A 23,112-nucleotide genomic window follows, 5' to 3' on the forward strand; every position below is an offset into this window, starting at 1 on the left:
CCATGCGATCCCACACCACGCCCCTCGCCGCCTCCTCGCTGTTCCTCGCTGCCGCCGCGTGCGGCGCCCTCGCCGCCGCCTGCGGCGCCTCTCCCGCGGCGCCCGACGGCTCCACGCCCGCCGGTCCGGCGTCCGCTGCGCAGGCCGCGCCGGAGGGCGCCGCCGCGGGCGCGCCGACCGCCGCAGCGCCCGAGCCCGGGGCGATCGCATCCTCGGCGCCGCCCGGCGGCGATCCGACCGCCGCGCAGGCCGGCGATGCGTCGGCCGCCGCCTCCGCCGCGCCCGCCGCGCCCTCGGACGGTTGCCCCGACGGCATGGCCCGGGTGCCGGGCGGCAGCTTCGTGATGGGCCCGCTCAAGGTGAAGGCCACCGTGGGCGACCTGTGCATGGACAGGACCGAGGTCACCGCCGCGTCCTACGCCGCGTGCATCAAGGCGGGCAAGTGCACGGATACATTGGCGAATTGCGCCAAGGAGGCGTCGACCTACGGCGTGGCCGGCAAGGAGGAGCAGCCGATGGTCTGCGTCGACTTCGCGCAGGCCCAGGCCTACTGCGCGGCGCAGGGCAAGCGGCTGCCGCGCGACGACGAGTGGGAGTGGGCGGCCCGCGGCGGCGAGGAGGCGCGGCCGTACCCGTGGGGCGGCGAGGCGCCGAAGGATCAGCTCTGCTGGTCCGGCGGCGGCGCCGTGCGCAAGACAGCGTGCGACGTGGGGAGCTTCCCCGCCGGCGCGAACCCGCAGGGCATCCAGGACCTGGCCGGCAACGTCTTCGAGTGGACGACGAGCGCCAACGACGGCGGTGGCAAGATGCGCGTCGCCCGCGGCGGGAGCTGGCGCGACGGCATCCCGCCGCTCGTCAGGACGGCGCGGCCGGGAGGGTTCGAGGTGACGTACCGCTGCGGGTTCCTCGGGATCCGCTGCGTCACGGAGCCCGCGGCGCCGGCGGCCGAGTAGGGCGCGAGCGCCGGATCACCTGTCCAGGCCGCCCGGCGCGGGGCGCGCTGCGCTATGTCGCGTCCGGATCGGAGAGCCAGGCCGCGAGCGCTTCAGCCGAGGACGAGAGCACGACTTCCCCTACCCGATCCTCTCGCAGCCGATCGAGCCGCTCCGCCAGCGCCGCTGTCTCCGCTTCGGTCAGAGGCCGACCCAGCCGGATCGCGCACAGCCGGGCCGTCATCTGAAGCTGCCCGAGCTGCTGCCCATGGAGCTGGGCACGCTCCTCGGCTTCCTTCGCCTCTTTCATCCTCCGCGCGTTCCACTGCTCGTACCATTCCCGGGTTTCATCGAGCGGAGCAGGCCCGGCTGGATCTCGGGGTGCGCGCGCAACAGCTCTGGATCGGGAACATGCCAGATGTCGATCCGCTGTGCGTCCCCGGGCGGCACCTCCACTTCTGTCTCTGCTGCGCCCACGAGCACGAAGAAGTCCCGGAGGATGTTCTTGCCGAGCTGGTCGAGGCGGAAATGCATGATGATGGCCGTTATCAAGCCAGCGATAGGCAGGACGAATTCAATCAATGCGCGCGGGCGCCGCGAGCGGCGCATTACCGAGACGACCCTACTTCATTCGCGCAATCGACCCAGCGTGTGGCTCGGCCGCGTCTCGCGCAGCGATCCGGACAAGCAGTGATAGATGTCCCGGTTTTCGTGTTCGAGGAGGGCCATGCTCTCGAAGTCGTCGCGGGAGCGGGCTCAGTTGCGGGGAAAGGATGACTCCGGCGCGCCCATCCGCACCGAAGGCGCCCTACCACCTCCTCCGCCCCTCCCCTACTGGTCGGCCTGCGCGCGTCGTCCCCGTCCGTCACTTCCCCGGCATGCCGCGCCCACGCCAATGGTATACCCCAACCCCCTGCGCCCTCCGGGCAGCATCCATTGCGCGCGTCGCCGCATCCCGCGGCGTCTTCCGCGCGCCTCACGCATTCACAGGGTCGAAAGAGCGAGCATGACAGAGCAGGCTGGGCGCACGGCCCAACTCAGGACGATATCGAGATGGCTGGCCCTGAGCACAGCGCTGCTCGCCGCCTGCGGCGCCGACGATGCCGCCGTCCCCCCCGCGGGGTGCCCCGGCGGTCCCGAGCGCCCCGCCGATCCGGGAAGCGAGGGCGATCCGGAGAGCTGCCCGCCCCCCACCACCGACCCCACGCCCACCCCCCGCGGCGCGTGGCAGCAGCGCGGCCCGGGCGGCGGAGGCGCCCTCTTCTCGCCGTCGATCAACCCCCACGACGGCCGCGAGATCTTCATGGCCAGCGATCTGCTCGCCGTCTTCCGCACGAAGAACTTCGGCGCCGACTGGACGACCCTCGACTTCCACAACCTCCGCGGCGGAATCCTCTCGCAGTTCCGCTTCACCGCCGATCCCGACGTCCTCTATGCCGTGGGGCACACCCTCCCGCTCAACGGCTTTCACTACGTGCGCGATCTGGTGAAGAGCACCGACGGCGGCGCCACATGGAATGCTCCCATCACCATGCCCGGGGAGGCCGGAGACGGACACTACCTCTTCGTGGACCCGCGCGGCACGGAGCGGCTGCTGCTCTCGGGCACGACACAGCTCTACTTCTCGAGCGACGGCGGCGTGACGTTCCGCGACGTCTACACGACCACCTGGGCGGGCGGCCTGCTTGTCGGCGGCGTGCACTGGGACGGCATGGACATCCGCGCCGGCACGAGCGACGGACTGCTCGTCTCGCACGACGGCGGCCAGAGCTTCGCCCTCGACACGTCGATCGAGGGCATCCCCCCGGGCGAGAAGATCGTCTCCTTCGCCGGCTCCGGTCGCGGCGCGTCGGCCCGGTTCCTCGCCGTCACCTTCTCCGCCGCGGACGCCGACGGCAACGCCCTCGTCACCGCGGAGACCACCGGCGGGGAGCTCGACGCGTACGCCGGCCTGTACAGGCTCGCCCCCGGCGAGGCGCGCTGGGCGCCCGCGGCGACCGGGCTCGGGCCGAACGACAAGCTCGCGTTCGTCGCCATGCCAGAGGACGACCCCGACACCGCGTACGTCGCCGGGGGCGACCGCGAGAAGAGCGCGCCCATCGTCCTCAAGACGACCGACGGCGGAGAGAGCTGGCGACACGTGTTCGAGACCGATCGCAACGCCAACATCGCGACGGGCTGGAGCGGGTTCGACGGCGACATGACGTGGGAGTTCGGCGAGTACGCCCTCGGCCTCGCTGTGTCGCCCACGGACCCCCGCCTCGTCGCCGTCACGGATCTCGGCTTCGTCCACGTCAGCTCCGACGGCGGCGACAGCTTTCACCAGGCCTACGTCCAGCCCGCGGACGAGAACCCGGCGGGCGCCGAGACGGTAAAATCACGCTTCTACCACACGAACGGCGTCGAGCAGACGTCGGCCTGGTGGCTGACCTTCAGCGACGCGGACACCCTCTTCGCGTCGTTCACGGACATCCGCAGCGCCTTCAGCGAGGATGGCGGCCTCTCGTGGTCCCGCGACGGCGCCAACGGCCTGTCCCTGAACACCACCTATCATGTCGTCGAGCACCCGGTCACGGGCTCGCTCTTCGCCGCCACCGGGAGCGTGCACGACATCTACCAGAGCCCCTACCTGCGCGACGCGCGCCTCGACGGCACGGCGGCTCGCCCGGCGAGGGGCGGTGTCATGGTCTCCACGGACAAGGGCGCTTCCTGGTCGCTCCTCGCCGATCTCGAGCGCCCCGTCGTCTGGCTCGCGCTCGATCCGAGCGATCCGGACCAGCTCTACGCGAGCGCGGTGAACAGCGCGACCGGCGGCATCGTCCACATCGACCTCGGCGCGCCCGACGCGGCGCCGGCGACGCTCCCCGCGCCGCCGCGCACGCAGGGGCACCCGTACAACGTCCACGTGCTGAAGGACGGGAGCATCGTGGCCACGTACTCCGGCCATCAGCCCGGCAGCACCCGGACGTACACCGACAGGTCCGGCGTGTTCCTCCTCGGCAAAGGCGCCGCGGCGTGGGAGGACCGCTCCGCGCCCGAGATGCGCTACTGGACCAAGGACCTCGTCATCGACCCGAACGACAGCACCGAGAGCACGTGGTACGTGGCGGTGTTCAGCCACGATGACCGCTTCTACGGGGGGCTGTACCGGACGAGGGACCGCGGCGCGACGTGGCAGCGCATCAGCGACAAGTACCGCGTCGAGTCGTGCGCCATCGACCCGCGCAACCCGGACCGCATGTACATGACGACCCACAGGGACGGGCTCTGGCGCACCGAGAACCTCAACGACGAGACACCGACGTTCGCGCCCGTCGAGGAGTACCCGTTCCACCAGCCGGTGCGGGTGTTCTGGAACCCGTACAGGCCCGGAGAGGCGTGGACCGTCAGCTTCGGCGGCGGCATGCGCGTCAACCTCGAGGACTGATCGAGCGTCGCGGCGGGCGCGGCGCCCCGCCCGGCGCGCGGCCCGTCGGCCCGCCCGGCGCGCGCGCCTTGCCTTCCGGCCCTGCGCGGCACACACCTCCGCGCCCAGGGACCATGCACAGCGACGAACCCTACCTGATGCCCTCGTACGTCAAGCTCCTCGTCGGCGACGCGGCGCGCTCCGCCTCGTTCTACGAGCTCCTCGGCTTCCAGCGCGTCCACCAGGATCCGGTGTTCGTCCACCTGCGCTGGGCGCGCTACGCCGACCTCTTCCTTGTCGCCACGCCGCCCGGCGTCTCGCTCGCCGGGCAGCGCGGCCTCGGCGTCATCGTCTGCTTCAGCGCCACGGGCGACCTCGGCATCGAGACCATCGCCGCGCGCGCCGCGGCCGCCGGCGCGTCCGTCGACGGTCCGCGCGACCAGCCGTGGCACACGCGCGAGGTCGTCGTCGCCGACCCGGACGGGTACCGCCTCTGCTTCGTCGAGCCGAGCGCCCCCGCCCGCGCGTGACGGCCCGCCCGGCCGCCGGGCCGCGCCGTCACGGGCCCGGCGCGGGCTCCTGCGCCGCCGCCTCGGGCGCCATCCCGGGCTCGGCGCGCGCGGGGACGCCGCGCTCGACCTGACGGAGGAGCGCGTCGCAGAACGCCGGCACGTCGTCCGGCTTGCGCGAGGTGATGAGGTTGCCGTCCTCGACCACCTCGCGATCGACCCAGCGCGCGCCGGCGTTCAGGAGATCCGTCTTGATCGACGGCCACGACGTGAGGGTCCGCCCGTCGGCGATGTCGGCCTCGACGAGCATCCAGCCAGCGTGACAGATGGCCGCGACAGGCTTGCCCTGATTGAAGGCATCCCGGACCAGGCCGACCGCCGCCGTGCTCGTCCGCAGGTGATCCGGCGAGTAGCCGCCCGGGATCACGACAGCATCGACGTCGTCGTCCGACATGTCCTCGGCCGCCCGCTCCGTCGTGATGCTCACCTTGCCCTTCTTGCCGACGAGCTCCTTGCCCGCAGCGAGACCGACGATCACGGCCTCGTGCCCGGCGCCCCTCACGCGGTCATAGGGGCCCTGGAACTCGGAGTCTTCGAACATCTCGTCCACGAGGAATGCAATGCGCGCCATGGTGCTCGACCTCCGCGCAGAAGCTGGAGCCGCGCGGGGCGCCCGCAAGCTCGACGGGCTGCGCGAGGTGCGGCTCCGGCGCCTGTGTCTGCCGCGCGACGCTCCGGGCGGGCGCGGCGCGCGGGCTCGTGTATCATCGCCCCGGCATGCCGTCGGAGCCGCACCAGCCCAGGCGAATCGGCCGGTACCTGCTCTACAGCCCGATCGCCTCCGGCGGGATGGCGTCCGTGCACCTCGGCCGGCTGATCGGCGACGCGGGGTTCTCGCGCACCGTCGCCATCAAGCGGCTCCACCCCCAGCTCGCCGAGGCGCCCGAGATCGCCGAGAGCCTGCGCGACGAGGCGCGCCTCGTCGCGCGCATCCAGCACCCCAACGTTGTCGCGACGATCGACCTGCTCATCGCCGAGGACGAGGCGTTCCTTGTCATGGACTACGTGCGGGGCGAGTCGCTGGCGCGGCTGCTCCGGGCGGCGCGCGCGCGCGGCGAGCCGGCGCCGCCGCCCATCGTCGCGAGCATCGCGTGCGGCGCGCTCCACGGCCTGCACGCCGCCCACGAGGCGCGCAGCGAGTCCGGCGAGCCGCTCGGCATCGTGCACAGGGACATCTCGCCCGAGAACGTGCTCGTCGGCGTCGACGGGGCGGCGCGGCTGCTCGACTTCGGCATCGCCAAGGCGCGCGGGCGGCTCAGCACCACGCGCGGCGGGCAGCTCAAGGGGAAGCTGTATTACATGGCGCCCGAGCAGGTCCTCTGCGCGCACGTGACCCCGAGGACCGACGTGTTCGCGGCGGGGGTTGTCCTCTGGGAGGCGCTCGCGGGCCGGCGGCTGTTCGACGGGGGCGACGAGGGCGACGTCATCGGGGCCGTGCTCGAGCAGCCGATCCCGCCGCCGAGCTCGCACGCGGCGCACGTGCCGGCGGCGCTCGACGCGATCGTCCTCCGGGCGCTGGAGCGGAACGCGGAGGGCCGCTACCCGACGGCGCGCGAGCTGGCGATCGCCATCGAGGACGCCGTGCCGCTCGCGTCGCAGCGCGCGGTGGGCGAGTGGGTGGAGCAGCTCGCCGGGGAGGCGCTCGCGCGGCGGGCGGCCCGCGTCGCGGCGATCGAGAGCGCCTCCGCGGCGGATCCGGGCGGCGAGGCGACGGCCGGCGCGGGGGCGGCAGGGGCGGGCGGGAGCGTGGAGGGCGCGCGCGGCAGCGGCGGGGCGGAGGGAGCGCGCAGGCCGGCGTCGCCGAGCCCGGCTGCGCGGGGGCTCGCGGAGACGGCGCCCGAGATCCAGGCCGGCGACCTCGGGCAGGCGGCGCTCGCGCTCGGGCAGGCGGCGCTCGCGGTGACGGCCGGGGACGGCGGGATGGCCGGCGGGACGTCAGTGACGCCCGCCCCGAGAGACGGCGCGCCGCGCGGCGGCGCGGCCCCGAAGGCGGCGCGGCGCGCAGGCCCGCTGCTCGCGCTGGGCGCGGTGCTCCTCGGCAGCGCGGCCGCGCTCGCGGCGCACTTGTCGCGCCGCGGCCCGCCCGGGCCGGAGGACGGGGCGAGCGCTGTCCACGCGGCCCCCCTGCGGCGCCACGACACGCACGACACGGGCGAGCCGGGGGCGACGGGCGCGGCCAGCGCGGTGCCCGCCCCTACCCCGCCGCTGGCGCCGAGCGCCGCCCTCGCCCCGGCGCCGCCGCTGGCGTCCAGCGCCGTCACGCCAGCGGCCGCCCAGCGCCCGGCGCGCGCGGCCGTCAGCGCGCGCGCTCCCGCGCCTGCCCCGCGCGCGACCCGCGGCGACGCCCAGCGCTGCTCCCCGCCCTACACAGTGGACAAGGCCGGCATCCGACGGCTCAAGCCGGAGTGCATGTAAATGCACGCAGGTACAAAGAAATCGGCGAGCGCCCCCGCGCGCGCCCGCCCCCGGACGGCGCTCGCGCTCTCCCTCGGCGCCGCGCTCGCGCTCTCCGGCGCCGGCGCCCACGCCGCGCCAAGCAAGCGGGCGTGCGCTGCCGCCTACGAGCGCGCGCAGGGCCTCCGCCGCGATGGCAGGCTCCTGGAGGCCCGGGAGGCGCTCATCACCTGCTCGCAGCCGACGTGCCCGGCCGCCGCGGTCGCCGACTGCGGGCCGTGGCTCGCCGAGGTGGAGCAGAGCCTGCCCTCCGTGGTCATCGCCGCGAGGGACGCGGACGGCCGGGAGCGGCTCGACGTGCGCGTGCTCGTCGACGGGCGCCTCCTCGCCGCGACGCTCGACGGCAAGGCGCTGCCGGTCGACCCGGGCCCGCGCACCTTCCGGTTCGAGCCCGCGACGGGCCCTGCCGTCGAGGAGCGCGTGCTGATCCGCGAGGGCGAGAAGAACCGCGCGATCACGGTGACGCTCGGCGCCCCGGCGGCCGGCGCGCCAGCCGCCCCCCGCCCGCTCGCCCCGTCTGCCGCGCCGCCGCCCTCCTCGCCCGCCGCGGCTCCCCTCGCCTCGCCTGCCGCGCCGCCGGCGGAGCCCTCGATTCCTCCGCTCGCGTGGGCCGCCGGCGGCGTCGGCGTCGCGGGGCTCGCCGTGTTCGCCGTCGCCGGCGCGCTCTCGCTGGACGCCGAGGCCGACCTGCGCGCCACCTGCGCCCCGCGCTGCGCGGCCGACGACGTGCGCGCCGTCCGCGTCCAGCACGCGGTGGCCGACGTCGGCCTCGGCGTGGGCGTCGTCGCCCTCGGCGCCGCCGCGTGGCTCTATCTCACCCGGCCGGCCGCCGCGCCCCCACCCCAGCCGGCCGCCGCAACGCCGCTCCGGGCCGGCGCGAGCGCGCTCCGGCCGTTCTTCCCGGCGCTCCGGCCGTTCTTCTCCGGCGCCGCCGCGGGCGTCGAGGGCGCCTTCTGATGCACAACCGCCGGCCGGCTCACCGTCACGGCGCCGCGGCCGCCCTCCTCGCCGCCCTCGTCTCGGCGTGCACGCTCGTGCGCCCGCTGGACGGCCTCACCTGCGAGCCCGGCGCCGGAAACGCCTCGTGCCTGTACGGCCAGCCCTGCGACGCCGACGCCGACTGCGCGACGGCCTCATGCCTCGCGCGCGTGTGCCAGTGCCCCGCCGGCATGGTGACGATCCAGAGCACGTTCTGCGTCGACCAGACCGAGGTGTCGAACGCCGCCTACCGCCGCTTCCTCGCCACCAACCCGGATCTCGAGGCGCAGGAGCCGTTCTGCCTGTTCAACGGCAGCTTCGACTTCGACACCGGGCCCGACGCGCCCGCCGTCTGCAACGACCGCCTCACCGGCGACGAGCTCCCCGCCACGTGCCTCGACTGGTGCGACGCCCGCGCCTTCTGCAAGAGCCAGGGAAAGCGCCTCTGCGGCAAGATCCACGGCGGCGCGCTGCCGTACGGCGGCGCGAGCGGCGCGCTCGGCGAGTGGTTCGACGCGTGCAGCAAGGGCGGCGAGCGCACGCACGCCACCGGCGAGTTCGACGCCCAGCTCTGCAACGGCGACGGCGCGGCGACCGTGCCGGTCGGCGACGAGGACAGCGCGATCTGCGAGGGCGGCTATCACGGGCTGCAGCACATGAGCGGCAACGTCCGCGAGTGGGAAGACGCGTGCTCGGGGAACACAGGCCCCGGCGATTACTGCGTGACCCGCGGCGGGGCGTTCGACAGCGGGAACGCGCTCGACGAGCTCCGGTGCGACGCGCGCGACGGTCGCGAGCGCGCCGACACGGACCACGCGATCGGCTTCCGCTGCTGCAGCGGGTAGCGCCGCGGCCGGCGCGCCGCGCGCTCGGAGGCCTGCCGGACGCGCCGCTCGGACCGGATTGATCCGCCAGCCGCAGTATCCCTCGTGATTCCGGGGAAACGCAGCCCCTACCCGGGGCCAAGCAGGACGATCGTGGAGCCAATGTGAACGTTCACATACCTGGTGTCAGGCAAAATGCCCGGGCGCGAGGCTCTCCCCGGATCCGATCGGCGCGGAGCGGCGACCCGCCGCGGCGCCCGCGTGAGCTGCTCTACGAGCCCGCGTGACGCGCCGCTCCGGAGCGACCCCGCCAGCCCTGTCCTCCCCGGGATCGAGGAGCCCCGCTGGCCGGTCGAATGGAATTGACACAGAAATTGTGATCGTTCACATTCTTCCGGAGGGGTATCCTTTTGCTTGGCCCTGGGTGGACCCGTCACGCGTAGCGGGCCCTTCCTCGTCTGATCGATCTCGGCACCGATTGCGTTCGCTTGGGCCTCGCGAAGGCGATTGCCTATCGATGGTGTTTGACGTTTCGCCAGGGTGATCGACCAGAGACCACGACAGACCTCGATGGTTCGACGTCTGTCGTGAAATCCCAGGAGCTGTCCGGCGGAACTCTCTCATGAATCCGGCAAAGCGACCGGATGGCGACTCTGGGGGCGGCGTGACCTGTGTCGCGGCGGCCGATGCCCAGCCCCTCCTCGGACGGTCCGGTGCCCTCACATCGGCCCCATCCGGGATCATGTGTTCTGAGTCCCGTCACGTCGGGCTGAGGGGGCTTCGCGGTGCGAGCAGTTGATCCGAGGCATGGTCGCAAGGTGCGGGTACCCGTGTGCCGTCGCCCCCTTGCATTACCGGAGAGCAAGATGAAGAAGCCGTCGTGGCACGAGCTCCGTTCCTCAAGAGAAGCCGCCGCCGTCTGTGCGCTCGCGTTCGCGGCCGCGTGCACGGGCGCGCTGGGTGATCCGGTGGATGACGCCGGGGGATCCAACGCCGGAGGCGATGGGCCGTCGACGGGCTCGGCCATGGGCTCGGACCCTCCGCCGTTCCAGCCCGCGGCCGGGATGCTGCGTCGTTTGACGAGAACGCAATTCCGCAATGCCGTGCGCGACGTGTTCGGCGTCGAGGTCAACACCGATGCGCTCGACGCCGATAGCTGGAACGGAAACTTCGCTGTCATCGGCGCCGCGACAGTCGTTACCTCGGAACGAGGCGTCGAGCAGTACCACACGGCCATCGAGAGCGCCGTGGACGCTGTGTTTGCGGATTCCGCGAAGCGGGACCAGTTCATCGGTTGCACGCCGAGCGGCGCGCAGGACGACGCTTGCGTTCGCGGTTTCCTCCAGGCGCAGGGGCTTCGAGCGTGGCGCCGCCCGCTCGAGACGGCGGAGGTCGACAGGCTCGCGGCTGTCGCCAGCGAGGCCGCGGCGGCGCTCGGCAGCGCCGTCGAGGGCGTCCGCTGGGCGACGGTGGCCCTCTTCTCGTCGCCGAACTTCCTGTATCGCCCGGAGCTCGGAGCTCCGAGCGCCGACGGGTCGCTCCGCTTGACGGGCTACGAGATGGCGTCCCGGCTCGCGTTCCTCCTGTGGAACAGCCTGCCGGACAGGACGCTGCTCGACGAGGCAGCGAGCGGGACGCTCGACACGACGGAGGGCGTCCGCGCCGCGGCGACGCGGATGCTCGACGCGCCCGCTGGACGCGAGGCCGTTGGCGCCTTCGCCGAGGAGTACATGCGGCTCGATCGGATCGGCACGCAGGCGAAGGACGTGGAGCTGTTTCCGGAGTACGACGCCGCCCTGCGCGCGGCGATGGTTCGCGACATGCGAGACACATGGCAGGTCCTCGCCTTCGATGAGCAGGCGAGCGCGCTCGAGCTGTTCTCGACAACGAAGGTCGTCGTCAACACCGAGCTCGCCCAGCTCTACGGCCTCGACACGACAGGCCTGAGCTCGAGCACCTTCGAGGTTCGCTCGTTGCCTGCGGACGGCCCGCGCGTCGGGATCCTCGGCAAGGCCGGCTTCCTCTCGCAGTTCGCCAACCAGAAAGAGGGCTCGCCCACGCTGCGCGGCAAGTTCATGCGGGACGCCCTCATGTGCACGCCCGTCCCGCCGCCCCCCGGCGACATCGCCCTCGAGCTCCCGGAGCCGCCCGCGGACAGGCCCCTCACCAAGCGCCAGCGGCTCGAGGCCCATCGGACCGCTCCTGCCTGCGCCGGCTGCCACGGGTTCATGGACCCGCTCGGCCTGCCGCTCGAGACGTTCGACGCGATCGGCCGCTATCGCACGACCGATCACGGCCTGCCGATCGACTCCAGCGGCGACTTCAACGGGGAGCCGGTCGCCGACGCGCGCGAGCTCGGCATGACCGTGAGCGCGAGCGACGAGGTCGCCCGGTGCCTCGTCCGCAAGTACTACGCGTATGCAGCAGGCCACGAGGAGCGAAAGGTGGACGGCAGCGTGCTGAACACGCTGGCCGCGTCGTTCGAGGCGTCGGGGTTCAAGCTGCGCGAGCTCGTCCTCGACGTCGTGACGAGCGAAGCCTTTTCCTCCGTCGGCCCCCAACCCTGAACGCACGGTGCCCCCGATGACCATCAAAGCATTGAACCGACGAACCGTTCTCCGGGGTCTGCTGGCGACGGGCGCCGCCGTCACCATCCCGCTCCCGCTGCTGGAGATCATGCTGAACGAGAGCGGCACGGCGTTCGCTCAATCGAACACGCCTGTCTCGCCGCTCTACGTCACGTGGTTCTTCGGCAATGGCACGCTGCCCGGCCGCTGGAAGCCGGCGCGCACGGGCTCCGGCTCGGCCTGGGAGCTCAGCCCCCAGCTCCAGCCGCTCGCGGAGCACAAGTCTCACCTCACGGTGATCAGCGGCCTCGAGAACAAGCTCGTCGTCTCCGGCTTCGAGCACCCCTCGGGGTCGGCGGGGGCCACGACAGGCGCGCCGCTCAGCGGGAACGGCGTGCGGGCCCCATCCATCGACCAGGTCGTCGCGAGCCTCGCCTCCGAGGGGACGCCGTACCGCTCTCTCGAGGTGGGCGTGACGCCGGCGACACCGAACGGCCCTCAGGACTCGCTGCATACGGTCTCGCACAAGGGGCCGAACTCGCGCAACAACCCGGAGTTCGATCCGAAGGCCGTGTTCAATCGGCTGTTCACGGGCGGCGCGCCCGCGCCGAGCGACGACGGAGCGGAGCAGGCCGCGAAGCTCGCGAACGTCAGGAAGAGCGTGCTCGACTCGGTGCTGCAAGACGGCGCGAGCCTGCAGCAGCGGCTCGGGGCGGCCGACAGGCAGCGCGTGGAGCAGCACCTCGAGTCGATCCGCGCCATCGAGCGGCGCCTCGAGACGATGGCCCCCGGCGGCGGCTCCCCGGCCGCATGCAGCAGCCCGACGGCCCCCACCGCCGGCAAGGACTCGCAGAGCGAAGCGCCCCCGCAGGTGAACTCCGCCATGGTCGAGCTCTCGGCGCTCGCGCTCGCCTGCGAGAGGACCCGCGTGCTCTCGTTCATGTTCTCGCTGCCCGCCGCGCACGTCTACTACCGGCACCTCGCGCAGGACATGAACGACGACTTCCACGACACCATCTGCCACGGGGACGCCGGAGATCAATCGAGTCAGCCTCGCGTCGACAAGGGCGTGATCTACACGATGCGTTGCCTGAACGAGTTCTTGACGAAGCTCAAGAGCACGCCGCACGGCAGCTCGAACCTGCTCGACAACACGCTCGTGTTCGTCACGTCCGACACCGCCTGGGGCAAGGTGCACACGAAGGCGGAATGGCCGGTGCTCCTCGCGGGGAAGGCCGGCGGGCGGCTGCGCGGCGACGAGCACCACAACTTCCCCGGCGACAACCTGAGCAAGGCGCTCCTGACGGTCGCTCAGATCATGGGCTCGAAGGCGACGGAGCTCGGCATCGACGCGGGGCGGGTCACGTCACCGCTCGCGGGCATCCAGGTCTGAGCGCGGCGCAGCGCAGCGCTGAAGACGAGACGACGTCCGTCGTTCGCGATTGACTTAGACGACGTCCGTCGTTCGCGATTGACTTCGGCGACAGCAACATCCAAGCCGAACTCGTCCACCCGATCATCTCCTGATCGCGCAATCACCACGGAGCCCAGATCATGCCGAAGCCAGGTTTTCGTTCCTCCATCCCCGCCCTCGCCTTGATGGTCCTCGCTTGCTCGTCCGAGACAGGCACGCCCGATGAGGGAGATCACGGAGCCGGTCAGGGTGCGGGCGGCGCATCCACGAGCGGCGGCGCCCCCTCCACGGGCGGCGCGATGACGACGGGCGGGGCCGATGCCTCAGCGAGCAGCGGGGGTGGCACGACAGGAGCATCGACAGGGGGCGCATCGTCGACAGGGGGCGCATCGTCGACAGGGGACGGCGGCACGGGGACCGGCGGCGCTGAAACGCCCATGGGCAACCCGAGCCCAGGCTGCGGCAAGGCGGGGCGGCCCGCGAACGGAAAGGTGACGGTCGACAATGATCACATCTATACGTTCCCGGACAGCTACGACGGCCGCGCCCCTTTCCCCCTCCTGGTGGGCTTCCACGCCTGCGGCAACCCGATCGACCAGTTCATCAACCTCACCCGGGGGTCGGCTTTCGAGACGGAGTACGTGCGCGCCGTGGGGAGGTCGTCGGACTCGGGTGGATGCTGGAACTACAACAACGACATCGCCAAGGTCCTTCGAACCTACGACGACCTCATGAACAACTACTGCATCGACATGGACCGTGTGTTCGCCACCGGCCACAGCTCCGGCGCCCAGATGATCGTGCAGATCTTGGCGCACAGGTCCGATGCCGAGCACATGAACTTCAAGGCGGTCGCGCCCGTTGCGGCCTCCGATTACGGCGCGCTGCAGGTGCCCATGCCCGTGATGTACATCCAGGGCACGAACGACACCGTTCGCGGGGGGGACGGGGCGAGCACGGTCGCCAGGTTCCGCACCGCCAACATGTGCCAGATGAGCTCGACGCCGTATTCCGAGGTCATGGGCTGCCAGAGCAGCGGCAAGACGGTGAACCCCGGTTGCGTCTCCTACAGTGGCTGTTCGGAGCCGACGATCTGGTGCTCACACGACGATCCCGCGTACAGCAATACGAGCCACGGCGTGCCGTGCTTTGCCATCCAGGCGATGTACGACTTCTTCACGAACATGCCGTGAGCTCCGCGCCGGCGTGACGTGACCGTACCCAGCACCGGTCGCGGCAAGGCCCGAGCGCGAAGCGCCGCAGCGCGAGCGTCACGTAGGCCGGTGTAAGGGCCCGAGCCGAGCTCCCCGGAGACCAGACGCGAACGAGCCCGCGGTGACATCGAGTCGCCGCGGGCTCGTCGGGGAGGTCGCCTCTGCTGCCCGAACGTCCCCTCCGTGCGCTCGGAGGGGAAACGGGGTCACAGGTCGAGCGTCAACAGCCCGAGCCTGTAGGGCAAGCGGCCGTACTCCTCCCGAGAGTTCGGATCCCTCCCCTGGTAGAGGAACTGCATGTCGCACGGGTTGATGGTCATCCGCTCGTCGCTCCCGGAGCGGGTCAGCTCGCCGTGGCTGATGTCGTCGGTCCAGTCCCCGCCCTCGAACGTCACGTTCGCGGGGCCGGCGAAGGGGTTCGCCTTGGTGTCAGCCAGGGGAGCCCAGGGGCCATCCAGGCTCTCGGAGGTCCACGACCTGAAGAAGCGAGGGCTGTTGTCGAACGCCTCCACCAGGAGCAGGTACTTGTTCGACCCATCCACCTTGTAGACGTTGCTGGCCTCGAACAGGAGCCCCGCGCTGGGAGCCGACATGACGACCTCGTAACCGTCGAACTTCGGGAAGTCTTCGATGCGCACCTTGGAGCGGTAGAGCTTCCCGTCGTCCCGCGAGAAGAAGAGATGGCAGTTGTCGTCGTCGCAGATGACCCAGAAGTCCAGCGCGCCGAGGGTGCTCCCCATGGCGCCCGGCTCGCCCCGGAGCAGCGACTGGGGCCGGCTCCACCCGTTCATGTTGTTGATGTCGTCGTTGGTCGAGTACCTGCCGTTCCACTGGTAGATGAGGTACCACTTGTTGTGCGGCCGGAAATAGAAGACCTGGGGAGCGACAGTGCTGCCGGTGGGCCAGCCCGCCATGTAGTGCTGCTCGGCCGCGTTCGCCTGAGAGAAGTCCGTGAAGTTCAAGTACATCGACTGCCACCCGCCGTTGCCGCCGGTGGTGTCGAACACGGTGGCAAAGACGTGGTGCTTGCCGTCGTGGTACACGATCGTCGGGTCCTTGACGGACGCCCACGTACGGCCAGCAGGCGGCTTGGGGCTGATCACCGGAGGCCCCGACTTCCACTTGTACGTGGTCGGCAGCTCGCAGGTCGGCGTCGAGCCGCCTGCGCCACCGCTCCCGACCGCCGGAGAGCCGCCGCTCCCCGAGGACGTCATGCCGCCCGCCATGTCGCCGCCCGTGCCCGCGACGCTCGACGTGCTCGTGCCGGGGATCGACCCGCCTGTGCCGCCTCCCCCCGAGCCCGTCGTGCCGCTGGTGCTCGACATCGGATTCTCCGTGCCACCCGTCCCCCCGGCAGGGGGGGGCTGCTCCCCTTCCGTCGTGTCGCTGGCGCAACCGGCGAGCGCCGCGAGCACGCAACCGAGGGCAGAGAAGCAAAGGGTGGAACGGCGCAGAGTCAGGATCTGGCGGGGCCAATCGAGGTGAGTGTTCATGGCAGTCTCCAGGGGGGTGCCCGATCGGGCAGCGAGCTCCTCAGAGCCCGACCGTCAAGGTTAACGCGCAGGCGGACGAACGGGTCGGGGCACAAGACGTGCCCATCCAGGACGAAGCGGAAGGATACAAGAACCAATTGTGAACGTTCACATGGCTGGAGTCAACCCAAAACCGGCGCGCGGCGATCCTCGATCCCGGGGGGTGGCGCGCGGCGGCGGCCGGCCGCGGCGCCCGTGTGAGCTGCCTGTCGAGCTCGGCCTTCGAGCGCCCGTCGCCCCCCGGGGGACCCGAGGCGCCCCTTCACCCCTCGCGCTTCAGACCCAGATGGCGGCGATCGAACAGCCGCTGAAAGAGGCAGGAGACCAGGAGCAGGAGCCCGACAACAATCTTGGTCCACCAGGAGCTGAGCGTGCCCTCGAACGTGATGAGGGTCTGGATGGTGCCGAGGATGAGCACACCGAACAGGGTGCCGAAGACGGTGCCGAACCCGCCGGTCAACAGCGTGCCGCCGATGACGACGGCGGCGATGGCGTCCATCTCCATCCCGCCGGCGTGAAGCGCGTAGCCGGACACCATGTAGAACGTGAAGGCGACGCCGGCCAGCGCCGAGCAGAACCCGCTCCACGTGTAGACGAGCACCTTGGTCCTCGGCACCGGCAGGCCCATGAGCATGGCGGACTGCTCGCTGCCGCCGATCGCATAGACCGTGCGGCCGAAGCGCGTGTAGTGCGCGATGTAGACGGCCGCGACGAACAGCGCGAGCGCGATGACCACGTTCCAGGTGATCGAGGTGTCGAACAGGAACGGGATGCGGTGCGACGAGACGTCGACGTAGAAACGATGGGTGATCGTGATGGAATCGATGCTGATGAGGTAGCAGAGCCCGCGGGCCAGGAACATGCCCGCCAGGGTGACGATGAAGGCCTGCACCTCGAAGTACTGGATGACGATCCCCATCACGAGGCCGATGCCCGCGCCCATGGCGAGCACGAGCGGGATGACCACGGCCGGGCTGAAGCCGTGCTTCTCGACGAGCGACGCGGAGACCATCGTGGTCAGCGCGATGACCGAGCCGACCGAGAGGTCGATCCCGCCGGAGAGGATGACGAAGGTCATCCCGATGGCGGCGATCGCCAGGAACGCGTTGTCGATGAAGAAGTTGAGGAACACCTGCAGCGAGAAGAACCCGTCGAACAGGATCGATCCGGCCCCGAACATGAGGATGAACAGGCCGATGGTGACCGCGAGCGGCAGGTGCCTCGGGTCGATCCGGACCGACGGTCGGGCCACGGCCGCGGCGTCGCTCCTTGTCGCGGCGACGGTGTCGCTCCTGGTCACGGCTGCGGTGTCGCTCATGAGATAGCCACCTTCACTGCGCGCTGCTTTCCGATGAGGTCCCTGACCTTCTGCGATTGCAGGATGCTGACCAGGAAGACGACGAGGGCCTTGACCACCAGGTTGACCTCGGGCGGCACGCCCACCGAGTAGATCGTGGTGGTGAGCGTCTGGAGGATGAGGGCGCCGATGACGCTCCCCACCAGCGTGAACTTGCCCCCGGAGAGCGACGTCCCGCCCAGGACGACGGCCAGGATGGCGTCCAGCTCGAAGAGCAGCCCCGCGTTGTTGCCGTCGGCGCTCTTCACGTTCGAGCTCACGATGAGCCCGGCGATGCCGGCGCACAGGCCGCACACCGCATAGCAGGCGAAGGTGATCGAGCGCGCGCGGATCCCGGCCAGCCGCGAGGCGACCGGGTTGATGCCGATCGCCTCCACGAACATGCCGAGCGCTGTCTTGCGGGCGAGGAGCCAGAGGGCGGCGCCCACGCCCGCCACGATGAACAGCGAGACCGGGATGCCCAGCAAGAAGCCGTTCCCGATGACGTAGTAAGGGCTGTAGTAGATCGTGAGGATCTGGCCGTTTGTGATGAGCTGGGCGACGCCCCGGCCCATGACGAGCAAGATCAACGTCGCGATGATCGGCTGCATGCCGAGCAGCGACACCAGCGCTCCGTTCCACATGCCGAAGACCAGGGCCACGCCGAGCGCGCCGCCGATGACGACCGGCAGCGGGACCTGCGTCACGTCCTGCATGCCGGCGCCGCCGTGAAGGACAAGCTCGCCGCCGATGAGCGCCGCGGCGACCGCGCCCGAGATGGCGACGACGGCGCCGACCGAGATGTCGATGCCGTGGGTCGCGATCACCAGGGTGAGCCCCATGGCGACGATCATGAGCGGCGCCGCGCGGTTCAGGATGTCGATGACGCTGCCGTACAGGTGGCCGTCCTTGACCGTGATCGCGAAGAGCTGCGGGTTGATCAGGAGGTTGACGAGGAGCAGGAGGCCGAGCATCGCCGTCGGCCAGAAGGCGCTCCTCCGGGTGAGCTGGCGCAGGGAGGCGACCGCCGCGCTCACGCCGCGCCTCCCGCGATGATCTGGTACACCGCCTGCTCGTCGGTCGCGGCGGCGGCCAGGTCGGCCACCTTGCGCCGGTCGCGCAGCACGACGACCCTGTCGGCGTAGCGCAGCGCCTCGGCCATCTCGGACGAGACGAACACCACGGCCATGCCCCTGTCGCAGAGATCCATGACCTTGCCCATGATCTCGGCCTTGGCGGCCACGTCGATGCCGCGGGTCGGCTCGTCGAGGATGAGCATGCGGGGGTCGGTCGCCAGCCAGCGGGCCAGGAGCGCCTTCTGCTGATTGCCGCCGCTCAGCTTGGAGATGGGGACCTCCGCGTCGGCCGCCACGATGCCGAGCCGCTCGATGTACGCGCCGGCGATCTCGTCCTGTCGCGCCCGCGACAGGTTGCGGAAGATGCCGCGCTTGGCCTGGAGCGCGAGGATGATGTTCTCGCGCAGCGAGAGGTCGCCGACGATGCCCTCGAGCTTCCGGTCCTCGGGGCAGAAGCCGAGGCCCCGCGCGATCGCGTCGAGCGGCGAGCCGATGCGCGCCTGCTCGCCGTCGATCTCGATGGTGCCCTGATCCGCCCTGTCGATGCCGAACAGGAGCCGCACGGTCTCCGACTTCCCGGCGCCCAGGAGGCCCGCGATGCCGAGCTCTTCCCCGGACCTCACATCGAGGTCGATGTCCCGGACCGAGCCCTTCTTGCCGAGGCCGCGCGTCCGCAGGAACGGCGCGTCCCCGCCCTCCGGCCTCGCCGCCTGGGCGCGATCGGCCCGGCGCGGGCCCTCGTCCGCGACGTCGCGCCCCACCATCCGCGTGACGAGCTGCATGCGTGAGAGCTCCGCGGCCGGGTACTCGCCGACCCGCTGGCCATTCCTCAGCACCGTGATTCGATCGGAGATCTCGAACACCTGGTCGAGGAAGTGCGTGATGAACAGGATCGCCATCCCTTGCGCCTTGAGGCGCCGGATGACCGAGAACAGCACCTTGACCTCGTCCTCGGCCAGGCTCGATGTCGGCTCGTCGAGGATGAGGACCTTGGCCTTCGCGCTCAGCGCGCGGGCGATCGCGACGATCTGCTGGACGGCCAGCGAGAAGGTCGAGAGCGGCGCGGCGACGTCGATGTGGACGTTGAGATCCGAGAGCAGGGCGTCGGCCTTCCGGCGCATCTCCGCCCACCGGATGGCGAAGGGGCTCGACCCCTCACGCCCGAGGAAGATGTTCTCGGCGACCGACAGGTTGGTGCAGAGGTTCACCTCCTGGAACACGGCGCTGATGCCCGCCCGCTGCGCGCTCTGCGGGCTCGACGGCCTGATCTCCCGGCCGTCGAGGAGGATCTGCCCGCCGTCCGGCGGGTGGACGCCGGTCATGATCTTGACCAGCGTCGACTTGCCGGCGCCGTTCTGCCCCATGAGCGTGTGCACCTCCCCCGCCAGCAGGCGGAAGTCGACGCACAGGAGCGCCTGCACGCCGGGGAAGCTCTTGGAGATCCTCTTCAGCTCGAGCACGGGCACGGCATTGCTTCCCATGGCTCTCCTCCTCCCGGCTCGGAGATCGATGATCCCGTGACCCGCGCTCAGTACTTGCGCTTCGGGAACTCCTGGGCGGCGGTCTCCATCGGGAAGACGCCCTCCTCGGTCACGATGCGCTTCGGCAGCGTCTTGCCTGCCATGAGGTCCTTGACCGCGCTCATGAGCTGCGGCCCGAGCAGCGGGCTGCACTCGACGGTCACGTTGAGCTTGCCGGCCATCATCGCCTCGAACGCGCCCTTCACCGCGTCGATGGAGATGATGAGGATGTCCTGGCCGGGGCGGAGGCCGGCCTCCTCGATCGCCTGGATCGCGCCGATCGCCATGTCGTCGTTGTGGGCGTAGAGGACGTGGATGTTCTTGCCCTCCGCCTTGAGGAACGCCTCCATGACCTCCTTGCCCTTCGCGCGGGTGAAGTCGCCCGTCTGCGAGCGGAGGATCTTGAGCTGGGGCTTGTCCTTGATGATCTCCTCGAACCCCTTCTTGCGGTCGATCGCGGGGGCCGAGCCGACGGTGCCCTGCAGCTCGACGATGTTCACGGGGTCGGTCCGGTCCTTCGTCTTCTCGACCAGCCACTTCGCTGCGCGGCGGCCCTCCTCGACGAAGTCCGACCCGATGAAGGTGACCCAGAGGCTGTCGTCCTTCGTGTCCACGGCGCGATCGGTCAGGATGACGGGGATCTTCGCCTCCTTCGCCTCACGCAGGACGGGCTCCCACCCGGTCTCGACAACGGGCGAGAAGGCGATGACGTCGACCTTCTGGGCGATGAACGACCGGATGGCCTTGATCTGGTTCTCCTGCTTCTGCTGAGCGTCGGAGAGCTTGAGGTCGATCCCTTCCGCCTTGGCCGTCTCCTCGATCGACTTGGTGTTCGCGGTCCGCCACTCGCTCTCCGCGCCGATCTGGGAGAACCCGAGCGTGATCTGCTTCTTTTCCTTCTGACAGCCGACGCCGGTCAGGACCAGCGCCAGTCCGACCAGCGCCACCATCACCGCGGCGACAACCTTGCTCTTCTTCACGGCGCAGCTCCTCTCTCTTCTCGTCTCTCGCCCCGTCCCCCAGGGCACCTTGTCGTCCTCGCCGTCGTCACGCGACGTCCGGCGTCACTTCTGGCCGTAGTACGCGCCCTTCCCGTGCTTCCGGTCGAAGTGCTTGCGCACGAGCGCATCGGGCAGGCGCGCGGCGCCCGGGTGGATCGTGCGGGTGATGAACGCCATCCGCGCGATCTCCTCGAGCACCACCGCGTTGTACACGGCCTTCTCGGCGTCCGCTCCCCACGTGAAGGGGCCGTGGCCCGCCACGAGCACCATCGGCGTGTGGAGCGGGCTCCGCTCCCGGAAGCACTCGACGATCTGCTTCCCGGTCTCCATCTCGTAGTCGCCCTGCACGGCGTCGGCGCGCATCACCTCGGTGCACGGCACGTCCTCGGCCAGGTGGTCGGCGTGCGTCGTCCCGTAGATCGGGATCGGCGTGCCCGTCTGCGCCCAGCCCGTCGCGTACGTCGAGTGCGTGTGCACGACGCCGCCGATCCCGCGGAAGTTCGCGTACAGGAAGATGTGCGTCCGGGTATCCGACGAGGGGCGGAGATGTCCCTCCACCACCTTCCCCTCGAGATCGAGCACCACCATGTCGTCGATCGAGAGCGTATCGTAGGCGACGCCGCTTGGCTTGATGGCCAGGACACCTTTGTCGCGATCGAACGCCGACACGTTGCCGAACGTGTAGATGGCGAGCCCGCGGCGCGGGATCTCCATGTTCGCCGCCCACGCGCGCTCGCGCAGCTCCCGGTAGGTCGCGCTCACGTCTTGCCCCTCAATCCGCCAGCCGGTAGGCGAGGTCGTTCCATCGGAGCTCGTTCTTCAGCGCGCGGATCTCGGTCCCCTCGCCGATGCGGATCAGCTCCACGCCGGCGATGGAGGCGAAGTCCTCCACGTGCTCCATCGTCAGGGCGCGGCTGTGCGCGCAGTGATGGGCGCCTCCGGCGAGGATCCACGCCTCGCACGCGAGCTTGAAGTTGGGCCTGGGGATCCACACAGCGCGCGCCACGGGCAGCTTCGGCATCGCCCGGTCGGGCGCCACCGCCTCGAGCTCGTTGGCGACGATGCGCATGCGGCCCCGCATGTCGATCATGGCAACGTTCACAGCGGGCCCGGTCCCGGCGTCGAAGACGAGCCGGCACGGATCGTCCTTGCCGCCGATCGAGAGCGGGTGGATCTCCAGGGACGGCTTCCCGGCTGCGATCGACGGGCAGATCTCGAGCATGTGGGCGCCGAGGACGCGCTCCTTCCCCTGGACGAGGTGATAGGTGTAGTCCTCCATGAAGGAGACGCCCCCGCGCAGGCCGGCCGACATGACCTTCAGGGCGCGGACCAGGCCGCAGGACTTCCAGTCGCCCTCGGCCCCGAAGCCGTAGCCGTCGGCCATGAGCCGCTGCACCGCGAGGCCGGGGAGCTGCTTGAGCCCGTGCAGGTCCTCGAAGGTCGTGGTGAACCCGCCGAACCCGCCCTCCTCGAGGAAGGAGCGTATCGCCGCCTCCTGCCTCGCAGCGTACCGCAGCTCGCCGCGGCGATTTCCGCCCTTCCTCAGGGCGGGAGCGACGGCGTACGCCTCGTCGTACTCCGCCACCAGGCGATCGACAGCGGCCTCGTCGACCTCGGCGATCCGACCCACGAGATCGCCCAGCGCATAGCCGTTCACCGACCAGCCGAGCTTGACCTGCGCCTCGACGCGGTCGCCGCCGGTGACGGCCACCTCTCGCATGTTCATGCCGCCGAAGCGGGCGATCTTGAGCCGCCGCGCGTCGATGATGGCGCAGGCGGCGCGCGCCCAGACGTCGAGCTTCCCGAGGACGTCGTCGTCCGTCCAGTGGCCGACGACGACCTTCCGCTCGATGCGCAGGCGAGCGCCGATGTACCCGAACTCGCGGTCCCCGTGGGCCGACTGGTGCAGGTTCATGAAGTCCATGTCGATGCTGTCCCAGGGGAGCTCGCGGCTGTACTGCGTGTGCAGGTGCGCGATCGGCTTCTCCAGGCGCATGAGCCCCGCGATCCACATCTTGGCGGGCGAGAACGTGTGCATCCACGTGATCACGCCGGCACACCGCGGCGTCGCGTTGGCCTCGCGGCAGACGGCGAGGATCGCCTCGGGGCTCTTGAGCGTCGGCTTCCAGACGACCTTGACCGGGAGCTTGCCCGACGAGTCGAGGTGCGCGGCGATCTCCCGCGCGTGCTCCGCGACCTGCCGCAGCGCCTCCTCGCCGTAAAGGTCCTGACTGCCCGTCAGGAACCATACCTCGAAGCTCTCCCGAAGATCTTGCATGACGACTCCGC

General features: G+C 70.7%; 20 protein-coding genes. 9 read left to right on the forward strand and 11 right to left on the reverse strand.

The features are described 5' to 3' along the window. The first annotated feature begins 2 nt into the window (after positions 1 to 2). A complete protein-coding gene (locus WMF42_RS20805; protein ID WP_437693779.1) occupies positions 3 to 953 on the forward strand; it encodes a formylglycine-generating enzyme family protein in 951 nt (316 codons plus the stop codon). Positions 954 to 1,005: 52 nt separating this feature from the next. Here WMF42_RS20805 and WMF42_RS20810 read toward each other — a convergent pair whose 3' ends face one another. Next, a complete protein-coding gene (locus WMF42_RS20810) occupies positions 1,006 to 1,242 on the reverse strand; it encodes a hypothetical protein (RefSeq protein ID WP_061612720.1) in 237 nt (78 codons plus the stop codon). Beyond that, positions 1,239 to 1,541 carry a hypothetical protein gene (locus WMF42_RS20815; RefSeq protein WP_155799037.1) on the reverse strand — a complete coding sequence of 101 codons (303 nt, stop codon included), beginning with the start codon at positions 1,539 to 1,541 and terminating at the stop codon, positions 1,239 to 1,241. The genes WMF42_RS20810 and WMF42_RS20815 overlap by 4 nt, the downstream gene beginning before the upstream one ends. 397 nt (positions 1,542 to 1,938) lie before the next feature. Between WMF42_RS20815 and WMF42_RS20820 the strand changes: the two genes are divergently transcribed. Together WMF42_RS20820 and WMF42_RS20825 are read left to right on the forward strand one after the other, a co-directional pair. Then, positions 1,939 to 4,359, forward strand: coding sequence for a hypothetical protein (locus WMF42_RS20820; RefSeq protein WP_437693782.1), 2,421 nt, complete (start codon positions 1,939 to 1,941; stop codon positions 4,357 to 4,359). Positions 4,360 to 4,472: 113 nt separating this feature from the next. Continuing rightward, positions 4,473 to 4,868 (forward strand): VOC family protein, encoded by a 396-nt coding sequence (locus WMF42_RS20825; RefSeq protein WP_061612722.1) that lies wholly within the window; start codon positions 4,473 to 4,475, stop codon positions 4,866 to 4,868. Positions 4,869 to 4,896: 28 nt separating this feature from the next. Here WMF42_RS20825 and WMF42_RS20830 read toward each other — a convergent pair whose 3' ends face one another. Then, positions 4,897 to 5,478 (reverse strand): type 1 glutamine amidotransferase domain-containing protein, encoded by a 582-nt coding sequence (locus WMF42_RS20830; protein ID WP_061608879.1) that lies wholly within the window; start codon positions 5,476 to 5,478, stop codon positions 4,897 to 4,899. Between the two features lie 146 nt (positions 5,479 to 5,624). Between WMF42_RS20830 and WMF42_RS20835 the strand changes: the two genes are divergently transcribed. The 5 genes from WMF42_RS20835 to WMF42_RS20855 all read left to right on the forward strand — a co-directional run bounded on the left by WMF42_RS20835 (position 5,625) and on the right by WMF42_RS20855 (position 13,123). Further along, positions 5,625 to 7,322: a protein kinase domain-containing protein gene (locus WMF42_RS20835; protein ID WP_437693784.1), complete on the forward strand. Its 1,698-nt coding sequence runs from the start codon at positions 5,625 to 5,627 to the stop codon at positions 7,320 to 7,322. Beyond that, entirely contained in the window at positions 7,323 to 8,318 is a 996-nt protein-coding gene (locus WMF42_RS20840) for a hypothetical protein (protein WP_437693786.1), read from the forward strand. Then, a complete protein-coding gene (locus tag WMF42_RS20845) occupies positions 8,318 to 9,184 on the forward strand; it encodes a formylglycine-generating enzyme family protein (RefSeq protein WP_061605351.1) in 867 nt (288 codons plus the stop codon). Before WMF42_RS20840 ends, WMF42_RS20845 begins: the two co-directional genes overlap by 1 nt. An 845-nt stretch (positions 9,185 to 10,029) precedes the next feature. Further along, positions 10,030 to 11,730, forward strand: coding sequence for a DUF1592 domain-containing protein (locus WMF42_RS20850; protein ID WP_437693788.1), 1,701 nt, complete (start codon positions 10,030 to 10,032; stop codon positions 11,728 to 11,730). Between the two features lie 31 nt (positions 11,731 to 11,761). After that, positions 11,762 to 13,123 carry a DUF1552 domain-containing protein gene (locus tag WMF42_RS20855; RefSeq protein ID WP_437693790.1) on the forward strand — a complete coding sequence of 454 codons (1,362 nt, stop codon included), beginning with the start codon at positions 11,762 to 11,764 and terminating at the stop codon, positions 13,121 to 13,123. Positions 13,124 to 13,388: 265 nt separating this feature from the next. Here WMF42_RS20855 and WMF42_RS20860 read toward each other — a convergent pair whose 3' ends face one another. Continuing rightward, entirely contained in the window at positions 13,389 to 13,583 is a 195-nt protein-coding gene (locus tag WMF42_RS20860) for a hypothetical protein (protein WP_437693792.1), read from the reverse strand. 52 nt (positions 13,584 to 13,635) lie between these two features. Between WMF42_RS20860 and WMF42_RS20865 the strand changes: the two genes are divergently transcribed. After that, positions 13,636 to 14,337, forward strand: coding sequence for an alpha/beta hydrolase family esterase (locus WMF42_RS20865; RefSeq protein ID WP_061607722.1), 702 nt, complete (start codon positions 13,636 to 13,638; stop codon positions 14,335 to 14,337). Between the two features lie 227 nt (positions 14,338 to 14,564). On the opposite strand, the gene WMF42_RS20870 is transcribed toward WMF42_RS20865, so the two are convergent. From WMF42_RS20870 to araA, 7 genes are all read right to left on the reverse strand, one after another. Beyond that, positions 14,565 to 15,683: a non-reducing end alpha-L-arabinofuranosidase family hydrolase gene (locus tag WMF42_RS20870; protein ID WP_437693794.1), complete on the reverse strand. Its 1,119-nt coding sequence runs from the start codon at positions 15,681 to 15,683 to the stop codon at positions 14,565 to 14,567. Positions 15,684 to 16,152: 469 nt separating this feature from the next. Continuing rightward, positions 16,153 to 17,208 carry a galactofuranose ABC transporter, permease protein YjfF gene (yjfF, locus tag WMF42_RS20875; protein WP_081426411.1) on the reverse strand — a complete coding sequence of 352 codons (1,056 nt, stop codon included), beginning with the start codon at positions 17,206 to 17,208 and terminating at the stop codon, positions 16,153 to 16,155. Then, the gene (locus tag WMF42_RS20880) at positions 17,205 to 18,263 is read right to left on the reverse strand and encodes an ABC transporter permease (RefSeq protein ID WP_061607711.1); all 1,059 of its coding nucleotides are present in this window, start codon (positions 18,261 to 18,263) and stop codon (positions 17,205 to 17,207) included. Before WMF42_RS20880 ends, yjfF begins: the two co-directional genes overlap by 4 nt. Next, entirely contained in the window at positions 18,260 to 19,783 is a 1,524-nt protein-coding gene (locus WMF42_RS20885) for a sugar ABC transporter ATP-binding protein (protein WP_061607712.1), read from the reverse strand. Before WMF42_RS20885 ends, WMF42_RS20880 begins: the two co-directional genes overlap by 4 nt. A gap of 47 nt (positions 19,784 to 19,830) precedes the next feature. Continuing rightward, positions 19,831 to 20,772, reverse strand: a complete 942-nt coding sequence (locus WMF42_RS20890; RefSeq protein ID WP_061607724.1) for an ABC transporter substrate-binding protein — start codon at positions 20,770 to 20,772, stop codon at positions 19,831 to 19,833. A 114-nt stretch (positions 20,773 to 20,886) separates the two neighbouring features. Further along, a complete protein-coding gene (locus WMF42_RS20895) occupies positions 20,887 to 21,585 on the reverse strand; it encodes an L-ribulose-5-phosphate 4-epimerase (protein WP_061607713.1) in 699 nt (232 codons plus the stop codon). A gap of 10 nt (positions 21,586 to 21,595) precedes the next feature. Next, positions 21,596 to 23,101, reverse strand: coding sequence for an L-arabinose isomerase (gene araA, locus WMF42_RS20900; RefSeq protein ID WP_061607714.1), 1,506 nt, complete (start codon positions 23,099 to 23,101; stop codon positions 21,596 to 21,598). Positions 23,102 to 23,112 lie beyond the last annotated feature (11 nt).

It is taken from the genome of Sorangium sp. So ce176 (assembly GCF_051519835.1).
GTDB classification, from domain to species: domain Bacteria; phylum Myxococcota_A; class Polyangia; order Polyangiales; family Polyangiaceae; genus Sorangium; species Sorangium cellulosum_G.